15 protein-coding genes and 1 pseudogene are annotated in these 16,727 nt (G+C 41.8%); 9 read left to right on the forward strand and 7 right to left on the reverse strand.

Going from position 1 to position 16,727, the window contains the following annotated elements; genetic code table 11:
- Positions 1-13 precede the first annotated feature (13 nt).
- A complete protein-coding gene (locus D1367_RS22515; protein WP_118168335.1) occupies positions 14-604 on the forward strand; it encodes a Crp/Fnr family transcriptional regulator in 591 nt (196 codons plus the stop codon).
- Between the two features lie 6 nt (positions 605-610).
- Here the strand turns inward: D1367_RS22515 and D1367_RS22520 are convergent, their stop codons facing one another.
- The 3 genes from D1367_RS22520 to nagA form a co-directional block, all read right to left on the reverse strand.
- The gene (locus tag D1367_RS22520; RefSeq protein ID WP_118168336.1) at positions 611-949 is read right to left on the reverse strand and encodes an NIL domain-containing protein; all 339 of its coding nucleotides are present in this window, start codon (positions 947-949) and stop codon (positions 611-613) included.
- 194 nt (positions 950-1,143) lie between these two features.
- Positions 1,144-1,776: an NIL domain-containing protein gene (locus D1367_RS22525; RefSeq protein ID WP_118168337.1), complete on the reverse strand. Its 633-nt coding sequence runs from the start codon at positions 1,774-1,776 to the stop codon at positions 1,144-1,146.
- 569 nt (positions 1,777-2,345) lie between these two features.
- Positions 2,346-3,566, reverse strand: a complete 1,221-nt coding sequence (gene nagA, locus D1367_RS22530) for an N-acetylglucosamine-6-phosphate deacetylase (RefSeq protein WP_118168338.1) — start codon at positions 3,564-3,566, stop codon at positions 2,346-2,348.
- A gap of 171 nt (positions 3,567-3,737) precedes the next feature.
- Between nagA and purE the strand changes: the two genes are divergently transcribed.
- From purE to D1367_RS22570, 7 genes are all read left to right on the forward strand, one after another.
- Positions 3,738-4,256, forward strand: a complete 519-nt coding sequence (purE, locus tag D1367_RS22535; RefSeq protein WP_118168339.1) for a 5-(carboxyamino)imidazole ribonucleotide mutase — start codon at positions 3,738-3,740, stop codon at positions 4,254-4,256.
- Positions 4,257-4,509: 253 nt separating this feature from the next.
- On the forward strand, positions 4,510-5,289 hold the full coding sequence (locus D1367_RS22545; protein ID WP_118168341.1) for a class II glutamine amidotransferase: 780 nt from the start codon (positions 4,510-4,512) through the stop codon (positions 5,287-5,289).
- 656 nt (positions 5,290-5,945) lie between these two features.
- The gene (locus tag D1367_RS22550) at positions 5,946-6,710 is read left to right on the forward strand and encodes a sulfite exporter TauE/SafE family protein (protein ID WP_118168342.1); all 765 of its coding nucleotides are present in this window, start codon (positions 5,946-5,948) and stop codon (positions 6,708-6,710) included.
- A 268-nt stretch (positions 6,711-6,978) separates the two neighbouring features.
- Complete coding sequence (locus tag D1367_RS22555) at positions 6,979-8,121, forward strand: sulfate ABC transporter substrate-binding protein (protein ID WP_118168343.1); 1,143 nt, start codon at positions 6,979-6,981, stop codon at positions 8,119-8,121.
- 226 nt (positions 8,122-8,347) lie between these two features.
- The gene (gene cysT, locus D1367_RS22560; protein WP_118168344.1) at positions 8,348-9,208 is read left to right on the forward strand and encodes a sulfate ABC transporter permease subunit CysT; all 861 of its coding nucleotides are present in this window, start codon (positions 8,348-8,350) and stop codon (positions 9,206-9,208) included.
- The gene (cysW, locus tag D1367_RS22565) at positions 9,195-10,070 is read left to right on the forward strand and encodes a sulfate ABC transporter permease subunit CysW (RefSeq protein WP_118168345.1); all 876 of its coding nucleotides are present in this window, start codon (positions 9,195-9,197) and stop codon (positions 10,068-10,070) included. Before cysT ends, cysW begins: the two co-directional genes overlap by 14 nt.
- A 243-nt stretch (positions 10,071-10,313) precedes the next feature.
- Positions 10,314-10,580 carry an NIL domain-containing protein gene (locus D1367_RS22570; protein WP_118168346.1) on the forward strand — a complete coding sequence of 89 codons (267 nt, stop codon included), beginning with the start codon at positions 10,314-10,316 and terminating at the stop codon, positions 10,578-10,580.
- A 120-nt stretch (positions 10,581-10,700) separates the two neighbouring features.
- Here the strand turns inward: D1367_RS22570 and D1367_RS22575 are convergent.
- The 4 genes and pseudogenes from D1367_RS22575 to D1367_RS22590 form a co-directional block, all read right to left on the reverse strand.
- Positions 10,701-11,345, reverse strand: a pseudogene (locus D1367_RS22575) (M42 family peptidase); the annotation flags it as partial.
- Positions 11,346-11,362: 17 nt separating this feature from the next.
- Positions 11,363-12,430, reverse strand: coding sequence for an SGNH/GDSL hydrolase family protein (locus D1367_RS22580; protein WP_118168347.1), 1,068 nt, complete (start codon positions 12,428-12,430; stop codon positions 11,363-11,365).
- A 367-nt stretch (positions 12,431-12,797) separates the two neighbouring features.
- Positions 12,798-14,189 (reverse strand): S-layer homology domain-containing protein, encoded by a 1,392-nt coding sequence (locus tag D1367_RS22585; RefSeq protein ID WP_118168348.1) that lies wholly within the window; start codon positions 14,187-14,189, stop codon positions 12,798-12,800.
- A gap of 470 nt (positions 14,190-14,659) precedes the next feature.
- On the reverse strand, positions 14,660-14,938 hold the full coding sequence (locus D1367_RS22590) for a hypothetical protein (RefSeq protein WP_147337390.1): 279 nt from the start codon (positions 14,936-14,938) through the stop codon (positions 14,660-14,662).
- Positions 14,939-15,483: 545 nt separating this feature from the next.
- Between D1367_RS22590 and D1367_RS22595 the strand changes: the two genes are divergently transcribed.
- Entirely contained in the window at positions 15,484-16,689 is a 1,206-nt protein-coding gene (locus D1367_RS22595; protein WP_181984928.1) for a histidine kinase, read from the forward strand.
- Positions 16,690-16,727: the final 38 nt, after the last annotated feature.

Raw genomic sequence — 16,727 nt, forward strand, 5'->3', positions numbered from 1 at the left:
AGGCTTAAATAATATGGTGTCTTTGTACACAAGCTTATCTAGCTCAACAAGTAATAATACTAAAGAAATTTTTGCCCGTAGGTCATTTCTGCCAGAGCATCAAAACGGACTCTGGAAAATTGAAACGGGTTTTATCAGGACTTTTACCTATCTGGAAGATGGTACAACCGTGGCTCTGGGGTTGTGGGGGCCTGGAGATATCGTTGGTAAGGCTTTGTCAAAATTAGAACCTTACCAAATGGAATGCCTAACTAAAGTAGAGGCGACAGTCTTACCTCTAGAGGAATGGACTAAACTAACAGAAACTCTACTTACCCATATCCAACAGGCTCAAGAATTGATGGTTATTCGTAGCCATAAAAAAGTCGAAACTATGCTGATCAAGCTGTTAGCATGGTTATCTAAAAAGTTTGGTTCGGAAGTTGAAAAAGGACGTTTAATAGATATGCGTCTGACTCACGAAGACCTGGCGGAAATGCTCGGTTCAACTCGTGTGACTATCACTCGTATTCTTGGACAGTTTGAGCAAGAGGGACTGATTAATCGTCTTTCCCTGCATCGAATTGTGCTGCGAGAAGAAGAAATTTGGTACTACGAAATTTAGATTATTTCAGCAAAACCAGCCGTCGCCGTCAGCATTCGGCTTGCCCACAATTCTCAAATTCAGAGATTCCAGGTAAGCCAGTCCGTGAGAGATTTGTGCCTCTGTTCCCCGCAGTTCAATGTCAAAGTATGCTTCTTGATCTGTATTTGGTTGTAGCATAGCTTTAGTAATATTAACTACCAAGCCGTAAGCAGAAATTAACTGCGAAATCACAGGCGTTTGCAGATAGCATTTAGGAATATATATCCGCAGACGAATCTGGGTGACTTCGCTTTTTGTATAAACTGAAGAAACCAGTGATAATCTGGTTTGGGAATTGGTTTTTTGGTTATTTAGTGCTGCCATTGGATAGTGATAAATTTATTAATTAGCGTAGGCGTAGCCCGTCGTAGACATCGCTACAAGTAAGTCGGTGAGAATAAATCAAACTAGATTAAGTAATGTAAAAATATTGAGATTAGTTCGTAGTGAGGACTTTAGTCCTCTTATGAGGGATCGAGGCGCTCACTACAAACCTTGAATTATTCACATCGCTCTACTTAAACGCTAGACAAATCCAGCCAAATTGGTAGCCCCAGTTTTTCTAAATAACTCAGGCTAGAGTAGAGTTGCTTTGTTCTCCCCCACAAATCCAAGTCAAACCAGCCGTCATCTTCGGTATCGGGTTGCAGTCTAGCACTGGTGATATTGACTGTTATTCCATAACGAGAAACTAACTCAGAAATCACTGGTTCTTCGTAATAAGATTTTAAGACGCACAGTTGTAAGCGCAATCGATTGGTTTGACCGAGAGAAATCCATTGCTGGAATTGTTCTTGCCATTGATTTGTCAGCCATACAGAGTTTTTGGGACTCAGTTTGCTAACTGGATGTGGGAAATTTAAAGAGGGCTGGTTGGGTTGAATCTGGGTAGCGATCGCTAATTCCAGCAAATTCACTCCCAATCCTTGCAAGTAAGATAAGCTATTTGTCAGTTTTTGGGGATTTCCCGAAAGATCCAAATCAAACCAGCCATCGCTGTCACTGTCGGATGTCAAGGATGCAGCTTTGATATTGACGGTTAAACCATAACGAGACACCAGGCGGGAAATTACAGGTTGCCTGTGATACCTCTGAGGCACGAGAATTCGACTGTGGACTGAAGCAGGTTCTATAGATTTATTCTGAGACATCAGATTAATTCCCAATAGCAATGCCTACAACGGGCTGCGCTTTTGCTCTTTTTCAACTGCGCTTGCTTGAATGTCAGCCTTATAGAGCAATACGCTTGGGTTAAGCCTAAAACTCTATTACAAAGTCAATTTTTTTAACGAACCGCCAAGACGCCAAGGACGCAGAGAGAAGAAAAAAATGCTTAACTGAACTGTATTGCCTTATAGAGATTTTCATATTTCTGGCTTCTATTAAACTACGGTAACACTATCAATTTAATGTATTTATTGTCAGAAAAATATCACAAAAAAAGCAAAAAAGCAATGAGTAAATGCACGTAACTAAGCTCAGTTCTTGTGGGGTGGGCCGATTTGCCCGCCTTTGGTTACTGGGCGCTCGTGCCGCGCACCCCACAAGAAATAGTTGGATATTTTTTATAAGTTATATTTGTTACCCGAAATATCTAATACCCCCCTAACCCCCCTTGTAAAAGGGGGGAAATAGTCTCTTAAAGCCCCCCAATATATCGGGGGGTTGGGGGGGTAATGTCAGAATTTGATGTGCTATAGGACACTTTTCAAACATCCTCTTAGATGGGGTTGAGAGCAACAGATAAATTCCAACCTCCTGCTTTCTTCACCATCTCTGCGGTGAGAACGCGTTGCCAAGTTAATTCTTTTGTAGTCTCATCCCAATGCCAGCGCAATAAATTAGCGGGTTGACTCTTGACAATTCCTGGTAAACCAATCGCTTTTCTAGGTGCATTAGTAGCTAGTAAAATTGCACTTTCTACGTCACAAATTCCCCACTTCACCAAATTCTGTACTCCCACCAACAAAGGTAAAGTAGTCCCCGACAAAGTGCCATCGGACAGTCGTGCGGTACCCTTTTTAACTTCAATTTGCCGAATGTCCCAAGGATACAGGCCATCGGGTAGCCCCAGAGGTGCAAGGGCATCGCTGACGAGGAACAGCCCTTTTTCTTGATAGCTAGCGCGAAGTAAAATTTGCAGCATTGTGGGCGAAACGTGTTCACCATCAGCAATAAAACCACACATTACATCAGGATGGGTAATTGCTGCCCCTAATAATCCTGGTTCGCGGTGATGTAGTGCTGGCATGGCGTTGAAAGCATGAGTTACCATCGTTGCACCCTCCTCAAAGGCACGTTGCGCTTGGGCGGCTGTTGCTTGAGAATGTCCTAAACTGACAGTAATTCCCAGAGAACGCAAATATGGAATTACTTCACCAGTTAAATCTAACTCTGGTGCTAAGGTGATAACTTTCACAACATGAGCATAATTACCCAAAACCCGCTTTACCTGATCAATTGTTAAGGGTAACAAATACTCTGCTGGGTGTGCGCCGCGCTTTTGGAAATTCAAAAATGGGCCTTCTAGATGTACTCCCAGAATCTTCGCACCAGCTTGTTGACTGGGGATAACTTCAGCAATAATAGCAAGCGATCGCTGAATATTTTCGACTGAAGTTGTCACAAGTGTCGGTAAAAATTCATCTACCCCAACATTCCATAAAAATTGTGAGATTTTCTGGAGTATATGAGCATTTTCAGCCGCCAATTCGGGAAATGCCAAACCCAACGCACCGTTAATTTGCAAATCAACGCCGCCTAAAGAAATCCAGTCACCTGCTACATCTAGTAGGGAGGTACATCTGTGCATCTCTACTGTACCCATTGGCAAGATTTGCTCAATTATGCCCTCTTGGTTAACCAAGAGCATCTGCAAATCTTTGTAACCTGGCACTCTAGCATTGATAATATCTACAGGATTTTGTGTTGCTTGGGTCATCACACTGACGAGATATTGCTAAATCTGATTTTAGACGGAACCAATAAATATCAATAAATCAATTCAAACAACGCCAATAGATGAGATGATAATTGGCATAACCTAGCTCAAATAATTTTTAATTTTTAATACTTCGACAAGCTCAGTACAAGTTTTTAATTTTTAATTATTATGACTCCCTTAGTTGCTATTATCATGGGCAGCGATTCCGATTTGCCCACCATGAAAGACGCGATCGCAGTTTGTGAAGAATTTGGCGTTGAGAGCGAAGTGGCGATCGTTTCTGCTCATCGTACCCCAGAACGCATGGTGCAATATGCTCAACTTGCACACCAACGCGGTATTAAAGTAATTATTGCTGGTGCCGGTGGTGCTGCCCATCTGCCGGGAATGGTAGCGTCTTTAACTCCACTTCCTGTTATTGGTGTTCCTGTAGCCACTCGTAACTTACAGGGTGTGGATTCTTTGTATTCTATTTTACAAATGCCTGCGGGTATTCCTGTAGCAACAGTGGCGATCGGTAATGCCAAAAATGCCGGACTTTTAGCAGTACAAATCCTCGCAACTCATCAACCAGAATTGCTAGAAAGAGTGCAACAATATCGCAAAACTTTATGTGAATCAGTAATTGCAAAGCAAGCAAAACTAGAAGAATTAGGCTATGAACAATATTTACAGCAAATGTCTTAGATAATTCGTAATTCGTAATTCGTAATTCGTAATTAGTTAAGAAAGATTAACAGCAGAGGGGAAAGAGCTAATTTTTTATTCTCCCCTCTGCCCCTCTGCCTCTTCCCAATGACCAATACTTCGACTTCGCTCAGTACAAGTGCCCAATGCCCAATGAAATTCTCAGATTGAAGCGATCGCTCCAGAATCAAGGCAGCATTCTGAAGTATCTTGATTCTGAGGCCGTAGTCAAAAATTGAGAGCGACAACATCCATGTGTCAATTGCTCGGAATGAATTGCAATGTTCCAACGGATATTTGCTTTTCTTTTGAAGGGTTTTCTGCACGGGGAGGAAAAACAGATGATCATAGCGATGGTTGGGGCATTGCTTTCTTTGAAGGAAAGGGATGTCGGATGTTTTTAGATGCCCAACCTTCTGTTGCTTCTCCTGTCGCAGAGTTTGTGCGGAGTTATGCCATCCACTCAACCCATGTCATAGCCCATATCCGCAAAGCTACTCAGGGTGAAGTTGCCTTACACAACTGCCATCCTTTCCGCAGAGAATTGTGGGGTCAATATTGGGTGTTTGCCCACAACGGTAATTTGCCAAATTTTGAACCAGAAAATATGGGATTTTATCAAGCCGTAGGTGACACCGATAGCGAAAAAGCATTCTGTATGATGCTAGAAACATTGCGATCGCATTTCCCCCACGGTAAGCCTGACGTCAAGGAACTGTACTTTGTACTGCAAGAAATTACTGCTGTAATTGCAAAAGTGGGTATATTTAATTACTTATTATCTGATGGAATCCACTTTTTTGCTTATTGTTCAACCAAACTCAGCTACATTGTCCGCCAAGCGCCCTTTGCAGCTGCCCATTTAATTGACCAAGACATGACTGTAGATTTTCGGGAGGTAACTACAGAACGCGATCGCGTCGCTGTCATTGCCACTACACCCCTGACTGACAACGAAGTTTGGACAAAAATTCAACCGGGAGAATTACTAGTTTTTCAGGATGGTTTGCCCATGAAATATGCATTCAGTTAATAATAAGTAGTTAGTCGATTTATCCCATTTAGATATTTTCTAGATGGGTTTTATTTTTCATGGTGTTCATATTAAGTAATTTTTAGTGTTGTGGCAAGCTTAAAATAGTGGATTAGATATAGCAGTCCTAAATCATTTGTGAAAACTTCTCTTTCTTTTCTTGGCGCTCTTGGCGTCTTGGCGGTTCGTTAATTTTCACAACTCAAATAGGATTGCTATATATGTTGGGTTGCACTCCGCTCCACCCAACCTACAATTTTTTTGCAACATTTTAGCTTTGCCACGTCACTACATTACTTAATTTTGTTCAGAAATTAAATAGGAATCCTATATAGCAATCCTATTTAATTTGCTTTTTACTGAGAGGCTCAGATCCCCGACTTCTTGAAGAAGTCGGGGATCTTTTTGTTGCAGATGTACATTACTTTTACAACTTACCAATTTAGATAATTTTCGCCCAACTTAGTTGTTAAAAAGTTATATAAAATACTGATTTTGTTGGTATAAAACTTATGTCTTTACACTGAAATACATCTATATTAATATAGTCAAGAAAACGCTGTAGATCTTGTTTAACAACAGTTGTGGATATTTCTGTTTACTGCAAACATCATTGCAGAAAATGTATTCCTAACAACATAAAATAAAATTATCTGATGAATGCTAGCCAATTACTGCTCCTCATTGCAATTTTCTTTCTCACAAGTGTCATAAGTGTCATTACAGGAAGCACTTCTTTAATTACCGTCCCTGTAATGTTGCAATTGAGTATTGAACCGCGTATTGCTCTTGCTACTAATATGTTGGCATTAACCTTTATGAGTGTTGGTGGTACATTGCCTTTTATTGGTAAAAAAGCAATTGACCGCAGTCGCTTGCCAATAATGATTTTCCTAACGCTTTTAGGCTCAATGATCGGTGCATTATTTGTTTTAGTTGTACCTTCAAAATTGATGCCTCTAATTATCTCGATTTTGATGATTGTGGTTGCCGTGTTTTCAATCACCAATCAGAAAGCTGGAATCGTTTCAAGAATAGGGAAACCATCACCAATAGCAGAAATTGGTGGATATGTGGCAACTTTTGTACTTGGTGTTTATGGTGGTTTCTTTAGTGGTGGCTATGTCACCATGCTCACAGCAGCTTATGTCAGCCTATTTCGGATGACATTTGTGCAGGCGATCGCAAACACAAAGTTTATCAACATTTTTTCTTCCCTAATTGCCACCATTATTTTCTTTACACAGGGAATAGTTGATTACAAACTAGGTATGATTTTGAGTGTTACTATGTTCATGGGTGGAATTGTTGGATCACGGCTTGCCCTCAGGCTCAGTAACATCTGGTTGCGGCGTATATTTCTCACTACAGTAATTGTCCTTGCACTTAAGACGTTAGTTGATTTTGTTGTACTGCGTTGAGCGAAGCCGATAGAGTAGACCATCCTCAAAAATTCGCTATTCCCTAGCAAGTTGCTTGATATATCAGGCAGCAAATTGTGATGACAACTTGATACTTTAAAGTAAAAGCATTTCTAATTCCTCACAGAACTGGTAAAATCACCATATTCTTGGTAAAGAATGTGAGGTTTATGGTGTTTGCAACTAGATACATATAATCATCCAGTATGATAAACACTATATAACTGTATTCCCATCAATTATTTGTAGATTTAGTGGAGGAAATGCAATGAGTTTGTGGCAACGCCCACTGAAAAGATTACAAGCGATGGCTGAACATAGAACGTATCGGTTCAGACTAAATTCGCTTAGAGGCTTTGTATCACTCTTTTTGGTAGGGACTGTATTGAGTGTGGCGCTTGCTGCCTGCTCTGGTGGAACAGCGAGTAATTCTTCCTCTGAAACCCCTGCTGCCAGTCCTGTTGCTGCAACCAAGGATAATGTTGAACTAACTCTAGTTTCCTTTGCAGTTACTAAAGCGGCTCACGAAGCAATTATTCCTAAATTTGTCGAACAGTGGAAGAAGGATCATAATCAAACTGTCGTCTTCAAGCAAAGCTATGGCGGATCTGGTTCCCAAACTCGCGCCGTTATTGATGGTTTGGAAGCAGATGTTGTCCACTTGGCGCTAGCTGGAGACACCTCAAAGATTGAGAAGGCTGGATTGATTCAGCCAGGATGGGAGAAAGAAGTTCCCAACAATGGTATTGTTTCCAAATCAGTTGCAGCATTAGTCACCCGCCCAGGAAATCCGAAAAACATTAAAACCTGGGAAGATTTATCTAAAGACGGTATAAAACTAATTACCGCCGATCCGAAAACATCAGGAGTTGCTCGCTGGAATTTCTTAGCTCTTTGGAATTCAGTGATTAAAACTGGTGGAGATGATGCGAAAGCGACTGAGTTTGTTACCAAAGTCTACAAAAATGTGCCTTTGTTGACTAAGGATGCTCGTGAAGCTACTGATGCCTTTTTCAAGCAGGGTCAAGGTGATGCCCTGATTAACTATGAAAATGAGATTATCTTGGCAGAACAAAAGGGTGAAAAGTTGACAGCGATTATCCCTGATGTCAATATCTCCATCGATAATCCCATCGCAGTGGTAGATAAAAATGTTGATAAGCACGGTACGCGTGAAGTTGCTGAAGGTTTTGTCAAATATCTATATACTCCAGAGGCTCAACAGGAGTTTGCAAAATTGGGATTCCGACCGGCGGATGATACTTTGACCCTAAGTAAAGAAGTTGCAGACAAATTTCCCAAGGTGAAAACTTTAGGTACAGTTGCAGACTTCGGCGGTTGGGATGGAATAAATAAGAAGTTCTTCGCTGATGGAGCTATTTTTGACCAGATTCAAGCCAAGAAAAAGTAATTAGTCATTTGTCATTTGTCATTTGTCATTTGTTAATGGTCGGTAAACAAAAAGACCGACTAATGACGAAAAACTTCGGTCTTGCTGAATCGAGGTATGAATCTAGATATAGAGACGCAAAATTTTGCGTCTCTACAAGGATTTTTAAATTACGCAAAATTATTTTTCATATCCCAATCAGCAACGCCAAAACTTCTTGTGAATTTTAGATTTTGAATTTTTGACTATGACAACTGTATCTCCCTCTCTGGAAGTTGAACGCAAAACACCGTTCTGGAAGAAATTGGGGCGGGTTCCTTGGACTTGGCGAATCACCATAGGATACCTGACAGTGATGTTGTTTATCCCCATAATTGCCATGTTCCTGAAAGCGAGTACGGAACCTCCGGCGAGATTTTGGGCGATCGCAACCAGCGATGTAGCATTAGCAACTTATAATGTCACCTTTGTTACAGCAATATTTGCAGCCTTGCTCAATGGCGTATTTGGTACTCTAATTGCTTGGGTTTTAGTTCGCTACGACTTCCCCTTAAAACGCGTGATTGATGCCACAGTAGATTTACCCTTTGCATTACCAACATCGGTAGCAGGGTTAACACTGGCAACAGTTTACAGCGATAATGGTTGGATAGGTTCGCTACTAGCACCATTGGGAATTAAGGTATCCTTTACCCGCACAGGAGTTGCGGTAGCAATGATATTTATCTCGCTACCTTTTATCGTGAGAACTGTGCAACCCGTGCTTCAGGAAATGGAACGTGAAATTGAAGAAGCCTCTTGGTGTCTGGGTGCTTCTCAATGGCAGACCTTTTGGAAAGTGATTTTGCCACCTCTATTTCCAACGATTTTGACTGGTGTTGCCTTGGGTTTCTCTCGTGCAGTTGGAGAGTATGGATCAACTGTAATTATCTCTTCCAATACTCCTTATCAAGATTTAATCGCACCTGTACTGATTTTCCAGCGATTAGAGCAATATGACTATTCTGGTGCAACAGTAATTGGCATAGTTTTACTATCCATTTCATTGGTACTACTATTGGCAATTAATTTCTTACAAGCATGGGCAAGGCGATATGACAGTAGATAAGCCAAGTTTTCACTCATCTGCATCTGATACAGATATAGCCAAGCCGAAAGAGCAGAAAAGTTGGGTGCCAATACTTTTAATTGGTATAGCGATCGCCTATTTAGCCTTAGTTCAATATATCCCGGCAATTAACGTTTTTGTCCAAGCCTTCAGCAAAGGAGTTGGGCCATTTCTATCCAACCTGACACGACCGGCTTTTCTCCATGCTGCTTGGTTAACACTGTTATTAGCTGTGATTTCTCTACCTTTAAATACGGTATTTGGGCTATGTGCAGCGTGGGCGATCGCTCGTCATAAATTTCCCGGACGCGCCGTAGTTTTGAGCATTATTGACTTGCCCTTTTCCATCTCCCCCGTAGTCGCAGGATTGATGATTGTGCTACTTTACGGACGCAATGGCTGGTTTGGCCCTTGGCTCCAGGCTCATGATATCAAGATAATCTTTGCCTTTCCAGGGATGGTACTGGCTACAGCCTTCGTGAGTATGCCCTTTGTGGCGCGGGAAGTCATTCCTGTTTTAGAGGAGTTTGGTAAGGATCAAGAAGAAGCTGCTAGAACTCTAGGTGCAAAAGATTGGCAGATATTTTGGCGCGTCACCTTGCCTAGTATCCGTTGGGGTTTACTCTACGGTTTAATTTTGACCAATGCTAGAGCAATGGGTGAATTCGGCGCAGTTTCGGTGGTATCTGGCAACATTGGTGACCAAACCCAGAGTTTACCACTGTTTGTAGAAGACGCTTACAAACAATATGAAACCGAAGCTGCCTTCTCTGCGGCTGTACTGTTAGCGTTGCTAGCAGTAGTAACCTTGGTGCTGAAGGAGATTCTGGAACGGAAAACCCGCATTAAAGATGTCGAATAGAAAAATCAAGAGATTATAGTTATCCTTTGAATAGGCTACAAGCAAATCATGGGACATGGTACGATCTACTTAGTAGACATGTCCGAAAATGAATTGTTTTGACGTTGCAATGCAACGTCAAAACAAGGGTTTCAGGTAACACCTAATTAATTTCTGGAGATGTCTAGTACCTATCAGGAAATTACCATTAGGATTAAGAGTAGTTCTGTACCAATCCCGATCAGGAATTGAAATAACTCAGATATGGCTACTGACAATACACTTACCAATAAACGGATTCGACTAAGAATTCCTAAGGATTATCACCAGGAACCTGTCATTTCTCGCTTGGTGTCTGACTATGGACTGACTGTGAATATCACGGCAGCGATTTTGGGAGCCAATGCTGTCGGAGATGGTTGGTTTGATCTTGAATTACAAGGAACAGATGCACAAATTCAAAGCGGGTTAACTTATCTCCGCGACTTGGAATTGGAAGTCTGGGATGACACTAAAGCAAGCGATTGGTAATGTCTGTAAAATCAAGCGCAGGTGAAATTAAATTACTTTGAATATAAGCTTTTTAGCAATTTACATTTCTTAATCTAGTTGTGTTTTTTAGCGCCCACCTACTTATGCGTTGCCCAAAATGCTTGATAAGCACAAATAAACATCAACAACTGGCTGTTTCAGATTTTCAGCTAAAGCTAGCAAAATCGCAACAGAGGCTTTGTTATCCAAGGTGTAACCAGCAATATGATCCTTTAACCGAATTGGACGCTTGCGATGCTTGCCGATTACCATTCTAGTTCCAGGTCGAATCCCAACTGTTTCTAATTCAGCAGATGTGAGCTTCGTTTCAATCCAGGCATTTTCCCACTTCACAGTAGTATCTTCCTGCTGCACTTTCTGGGGCGATTCGTGAGAAACGTGGCGGGAACCAAAGCTGAGAATACCGCTAATGGTTTCGTTATCTCCCAGTAAATCTACAACGCCTTCGCCATAAACCCACGGGAAAGAACCGCCGAGTTTGCTGACTTTGACACGACCTTCATCAGCGAGACTCTTGACAATTGCGCCAATTTCGTCTTTGTGTGCAGTGATGGCGATCGCTCGGTCTGCATTTTTCCCTGGAATCTTCGCAATAATATTATCGGCGCGATCGCACCAGACTTCCACACCCAGCGCCGCAAATCGTTGCATCAGCAACTGGTTAATCTCAGCTTCTGCACCACTCGGAGAATGGTGCATGATTAATTCTTCAATAATTTGAAATAAGCGATCGTAATCCCACATCAATATAGTTAGTTAGTTTAATTTTCGACTGTTGTATGAGACAATTGTGCATCAACAATCCGACCTGCTGACCTTTTTTGTTGACGCTTCAGCACTCCTACCGCACCAAAAGCACCAAGGGCTAAAATCCCCAAGTTTATCGCAGGTTCCGGGACAGACTTAGCCTCAATCGCCGCCAGTGCAGTATCTGCTACTAACTTATGAACGCCTGTTGTTGGATGCACAGAGTCAAAGAACAAATAATCGTTTGGTTGAGAGCATACACTTATGATTGTCTGGAAATTTCCTACTACGCAAGGGTTAACCGCATCTTGAAACCCAAACTTCCCTGGATTTGCTTGTACTTGATTAAATAGGGAAAACACATCTACAGAGATCAGATTCAAGTCCGAGCTATTGCTAAATTTGCCTAGTTCCTCTGCTAATCTCTTGTTATGATCATTTGTCAAAGCAGTCAAGTTGCTAGATAGACCTGTAGCGAATGCAAATGGAATCTTGCCCAAATCAGGCAAGTTAAAGACTAAAATATTTTTTGCGCCAGATGAAGCAAGTAACCCTACTGAATCTGATAAATTCTGGACTGTTTGAGCCGGATTGGTAGCTTGACCAAACACATAATCATTTGCACCTCCCCATACAGCATAAAGGGCATTTGGATCAAGCTTCTGATTCGCTTGTAGAATTGGTTGCGTCAACAAGCCGACTTGCTCCAGTACTCCCGGTAACGGCGCACTAGGAACAACAGCATTACCCTGACCAGAACTAGCGCCGCCCACAGCAAAATTAATACCTTGATTGGGAATAGTAGGATTTGAAATTAAGTATGGGGTAGGATTTAATCCTAGCTGATTTCCCAGGTAGTCTACCCACACCTGATCATTAGAAAAACGCCCTTGAAAGTACGGTGGCTCTTGGGGAATGGCTGTTGTTGGAGTGGCTAAACCATTAGTAGCAGTGAAAACATTGCCAGTATCAGAAAGACTGTCGCCAAATACATAAAATTTGGAAAAACTCGCAGCATTCGCTTTGAGCGGCAACATGAAAGATAACAGAACAAATCCTACCGCTACAGCTTGTTTTTTCATATTTGTTTTACCTGTGGTATTTTTAATTTGTTTAAAAGTAATGAAAGGGTGGGACTATAACCTTTTCTCAGTCGTCGAAAGACGACTTTAGCTATTAGACTCAGAATTCATTCTGAGGCGGGCTAGATGAGAATGAAATAGCCCTGACTAAGTACGCCTATTAAGTGTTTTACTTAACTATTCCTCAAAAATTTATCAAACACAGATAAAAAAGCTGAAAATACTTAGATTTACATTTTCTTGATAAAAAATAGCTATATTACAAAGAAATGGCAAAATTTATATGCTAAAGCGTGGAAATTGCCCACTTTTATGCTAACGACGGACTAACCGCAACAGAATGGTGTAAGTCATTGTAGACACCGCTTTAACTTCGCTTTAATTTCAAAGCCTCAGTAGCCGATACACCCTCACCCTGACTGCCAAAGTACCACAAAACTGTAGCAGCCTCAGCACGAGTTACTGGTTTTTTGGGTTGAAACAGAGTCGTATAACCAAACACCCGTCGAATATTCGATTGTTCGCCATTCTGGTAATCAGCCAACACTGCTCTTAAAGCCTTGGGGTCAATTCGCGCCGCGTCTTGGAAGCCCCAGGTTTGTTTGACTGCATCTAAGTTAGCAGAGGGTAAAGCTTGACGAGTATCTAGAGGTAATTTCCATAGCAGCAACTGTTCCCGCGTTAGGGGTGAATCAGGACGAAACAAAACTACTGTAGAATCTCCAGACAAAGAACTGGGAATTAACCCAGCCTCAGCTAATCCCTGAATTGCTGGAAAATCAGGGTCTTTTGCAGACACATCACTAAAAACAGGTTGAGTAGTTTCTGATGCCAAGCGAATTTGTTTAGCTGGATTGCTGGCATACATAGCATTATTAGCAGCAATTAGCCAACGAGCATATTCCCGATGTGTAACAATTTTACTGGGTTCAAACTGGTTAGTTGTGGCAGTATTGCTCTTAGTTGCTTCTGTTTCTATAGATAAAACACCTAATGCAGCTAAGTCTTGGATATGTTGCCGCCATTCTTGCGGTACTTTATTGAGATCGTTGAATACCTGAGATTCGGCTGTGGGTATAGAAGTTGCTTGGTTATTAGCCGTACTTGGTGGCTGTGTTGCCAAGTTTGCAGGTGATACCGGGCCAATAAACTGGGAATTTCCTGGTTGAGGAACGGCGTTAGTAGTTTCGTTAGGATTTGTAGTTGGGGTAGATTGTGCCGTTGCAGTACTATTTGGTACGTAGTCAATCAGTAATTCTGTAGCTGTTTGGGGTTGATTAGGTGTGGCGTTAGTAACTGATTTAGGCTGAATGGAAACCTTCAACAGCAAATCGTTACGACGTGCCTCAAACACACCTCCCGCATCATCTGTTGGCTGTTGCAAAATCTGCCAGTTATTTGTTTGAAACTGGCTACTATAAAAGCTAGCAATAAAGTTGCTGGGGTCAGAACTCAACCAACGAGTTGAGACTCTGTTTTCTGAGCCGCTAGCAGGTGTAACTTCCTGTAGTTTGGCATTGGAATATAGGGGGATATCTTTAGGAAAATCAGCAGGTAACTGAAGTGTAGATTCGTTTTGCTGTGCTTGCGGTTGGTTATCCTGAGATTCTCCAAAGACAACTGGATTGCTTTGCAGTTTCGGATCTGCCGCCAAAGATTCCTCAAGGTTTTTGGCAACTGGACTGTTAGCACAGGCTGTTAACGAAGTCAGTAGAACAGCCCAAATTAGAAATACAGCTGGACGTTTACAGGGAAGCACAGGAAATCACAAATTGAGTTTCAATTCCTACCCTAGCGCAGACTGTTCATTAAATGGGAATGGGGCATGGGGCATTGGGAATGGTTATTCTCCTTTATTCCCCTGCTCCTCTGACTCTTAATATCACCAAAAGACACTACCGACTCACGGCCTCTTCTTCGTAAATGTCTCTGTTGGTGAAGATAATATCTCTAAAAATGAGTAAACGGTAGCAAGAAGCTACCGTATTGTCTTCGTTTTACAGCCATTAGGTTTTTATAATTCCCATGCTTATTTATAGAGTTCCCTAAAATTCTGGCAAACTAACATTGTGCGGAAAAAAACATAAATAAACCTGAAATACTTGCTAGATAAGAGTTTTGTGATTTGGATGCTCTAAGCTCACAGGGATTATGACGCCCCCTTTAGCCTCACCCAAGGAGAGGAATGCATAAAGAACGCTAACGCTTGCTGACGATAGATTCTGGAAATTATTCATCTGACGATGGTAAGATGAATAAGGCAATAGGTGGAAATGCCACTATTAAGCAATTCCGGGAACTTAACGTAAGCTTGTAGTTCTTGGGGGCGGGGTGATAGGCAAAGCAGTCAAGTGTCGCAGCAGTTTCTCTAGTATCTCTAAATTGATTTTCTGAGGAAAGTGCTACTTGTGCTATAGTCAAGAGTTTATTGGCAGCCTCGAAAGCAGTAAGTGCTTTCTCTAAAAGGGCGTAGTTTACCGCCGTAGGCATCGCCTCTATGTTATCCAAAGTTTTTTCTTTGGCAATCCATCCCCTGTTCTTCTGGTATGGGGTAGGGGTTCTTTTAGGAAGGCTTGGCAGAAGGTGCGCTTCGCAAGTTATAGAGACAGTACATAGTTAGCTGTGACTGTTTTCCCAATCATTACTAGGATTGGGTAGAGGCAAAAAGACACTTCATCGGATGCAATGGCGGTTGAAAAAGCCCTCTACAAACTTGGTCTGAACAGTAAACAACTTCCTGATAGATTAGATACAATTAGCATCTGCGTTTGCTGCACTCAAATTGACATAGTGTTAAACCTTTGACCTGCTAGTGGCGCAAATTTTTGATTCAGGGCAAATTAAGACTTATATTCAAGGACTTGGGTGTTTCTTGGAGATAAAGTTAACCAAAACGGGGCAAAAGGCTCAAAAAGATATGTCTGATGTCAAAAACGCAGAACTGATAGGAGTATTAAGAATCTAAAATAGATATTAAATTGAAGAAAAAACAACGACCATCGACAACCGTCAGTCTATTTTACTTTCTGTAAAACGTCGCCGGGTTGTTACCAGTGCTGAAACACGATTACATGCAAGTTTCCCAGGATCAGCCTATTTATTCTGAGGCTCCACTCCAGCTGCTACTATTTGTCGATGGACGACCCAAGTCCCGACAACAAGTGCAGCGAATCCGTGCTTACTTAAAAGAATTGCAGGCTGAGTATAGTTTTGAAGTTGAAACTATCGATGTTGGACAACAACCTTACTTAGCAGAACACTTTAAATTGATCGCAACGCCAGCTTTAATCAAAATCCATCCCGAACCACGACAGGTTCTGGCTGGGAGTAATATCATAGCGCAATTGAAAAACTGGTGGCCTCGCTGGCAAGCTGCTCTAGACGCCTATTTAAAAGTACAGGAAGACTTACAAGAACGTATAGAGGACAATGGTAAAGCGACATCGCCTAAATCCACTATTCGTTCAGTTGCTGTTTCTGCGGAACTAATCCGACTCTCAGACGAAATTTTTCGCTTGAAACAGGAAAAAGATAACCTCCAAGAGCAGCTACAGTTTAAAGACCGGGTGATTGCTATGCTGGCGCACGATCTCCGCAATCCGCTAACTGCTGCCGCGATCGCCATCGAAACTCTTCAATCTAATTACAATTTAGACACAGGGCAATTCCAGCGCCTCAAGCCATCGATGACGGCCCATTTATTAAAACAAGCCCGCAATCAAACTAAGGTCATTGACCGGATGATTGCTGATCTTTTAGAGGTAGGTCGTGGAAAAGATACAGAGTTTCCTATCTTACCACAAAAAATACAGCTAGGTAAAGTCTGCTTAGATGTACTAGAAGAATTGTGCGATCGCTACACCGCCAAATCCCAAGAGGTAGAAATAGATATTCCTAGTGACTTGCCTTATGTATATGCTGACCCAGAACGCATCCGCCAAGTGCTAGTGAATCTGTTGGATAATGCCATCAAATATACTCCCCAAGGTGGCAAAATTAGCGTTGCCGGATTGCACCGCACTACCCAAAAAGTTCAGTTTAGTATCGGCGATACTGGGCCTGGTATTCCTGTAGAGAATCGCGATCGCATCTTTGAAAATCACTTCCGCCTACAACGGGATGAAGGTACAGAAGGTTACGGGATTGGTCTTTGTTTATGTCAACGCATCATCCTGGCCCATTATGGTCAAATTTGGGTAGACTCTGCTCCCAATAACGGAGCATGGTTCCACTTCACACTACCAGTTTATCCTTCTTAGAGATTGGTCATTCACAAATGACAAATGACAAATGACAA

Source organism: Nostoc sphaeroides, from assembly GCF_003443655.1.
Classification (GTDB): Bacteria; Cyanobacteriota; Cyanobacteriia; order Cyanobacteriales; family Nostocaceae; genus Nostoc; species Nostoc sphaeroides.